Source organism: Bartonella sp. AP65SXKL, assembly GCF_042195725.1.
Taxonomy (GTDB): Bacteria; Pseudomonadota; Alphaproteobacteria; order Rhizobiales; family Rhizobiaceae; genus Bartonella.
Genome location: NZ_JBHIOW010000114.1, coordinates 1 through 568 on the forward strand (window position 1 = coordinate 1; position 568 = coordinate 568).

Genomic DNA, 568 nt, shown 5'->3' on the forward strand with positions numbered 1-568 from the left:
TTTGACTTTTTAGAATTAGAGACCCTTTGGACCTCTGGTTTTGCTAAAAAACCACCCCGAAAAGAACTCTTGATTCGTAATAATTGAAGAAAATCATAAAAAGATTTGTTAGAATCAGAAGAAATATTTCTTCTCTAATAGGACTTTTTATATGGTTACATCTTTTGGTAAAATTTTACGGAAACTTCGCATTGATCACTCCGAACGCCTTTTAGATATGGCTAAGAAATTAGACATATCTGTATCATTTTTATCTGCTGTAGAAATTGGCAAAAAATCTGTTCCTGTAGGACTGGAGGAAAAGATAATTGAACTCTATGCTTTAGATCAAGAGGTAGCAGAAATTTTGAGAAGAGAATCGGATGCTTGTCGCAAAAGTTTTACAATCAAGACTTCTGATCCGTTGAGAGGTGAAGCTGTTGGCATGTTTTTTAGAACTTTAAAAGATTTTTCACAAGAGGATTTAGAAGCATTCAAAACATTATTAGAGATGATTAGCGAAGCGCAAAGAAAAGAAAATGCTACTGTTGTAGACAAATGTTAGAAAATCCTATTCCCTAACTTTTAT

1 protein-coding gene is annotated in these 568 nt (G+C 32.9%); it reads left to right on the top strand.

The window, feature by feature from the left end; translation table 11 throughout:
- Positions 1–151 precede the first annotated feature (151 nt).
- Positions 152–544, top strand: a complete 393-nt coding sequence (locus ACFIMP_RS09945) for a helix-turn-helix domain-containing protein (protein ID WP_375660029.1) — start codon at positions 152–154, stop codon at positions 542–544.
- Positions 545–568 lie beyond the last annotated feature (24 nt).

Bases quoted from the DNA above. Each gene is read 5' to 3' on its own strand.
- ACFIMP_RS09945 (WP_375660029.1), top strand. From the start codon at position 152: ATGGTTACATCTTTTGGTAAAATTTTACGGAAACTTCGCATTGATCAC.